This is a genomic window from Oleiphilus sp. HI0061 (assembly GCF_001635675.1).
This window is the reverse complement of the sequence record NZ_LWFE01000919.1, coordinates 1-582: the sequence shown is the minus strand read 5'-3', so window position 1 is coordinate 582 and position 582 is coordinate 1. Positions and strand designations below refer to the sequence as shown.

At 42.8% G+C, this 582-nt stretch carries 1 protein-coding gene; it reads right to left on the bottom strand.

Annotation, left to right across the window (positions count from 1 at the left end):
- Positions 1 to 582, bottom strand: a 582-nt coding sequence (locus tag A3735_RS30845; RefSeq protein ID WP_197485852.1) for a hypothetical protein, incomplete at both ends; no start/stop codon positions are given.

Sequence of the window (582 nt, the reverse complement as noted above, 5' to 3'; positions counted from 1 at the left end):
ATTCAAATAAAGATTTTAGATAGCGATTAACAGACAATAAGCGCCCGCCACCATCAACTACTGCGATACCCACAGGAACTGAGTCATTCACACTCTCTGATAATAGTTTCTCGCGCTCCAAAGCTTCTGTGCGTGCATCCAAAGCATTTGACGTTTCGACTGCCAAGCGCTCAACTGCATCGGCACGATGTAGCTTACGTAAAGGCTGGCGTAATAGTATAAATAGTAGAAATTCACCGACAAGCAACGCTAAGAAACTATAACTGAACGTTTGAGAGATCGTTTGATCTAATAAGGAGTAGTCTTCAGACACATTTGATATTACAACTAGTTGATTTTGCTGCAAAGGCATCGCCTTCAATTCATAAATATTTGGAGACAAATCCAAAACCTGAATTCGGCGACTTAATTCATCAAGAGAGTACGAACGCGAAGCCTGATCAAGCACGACTCTGCTTTCCAAGGGGTTGGTTAAAGCCATTAGATCACGCTCCCAAAATGGAGAAACAGGCAGCCCCTTGACCCCTGCACTAAATGGGTCCGTATTCTTGCTTAGCAAAACCGTATCAATATTTGAGACGT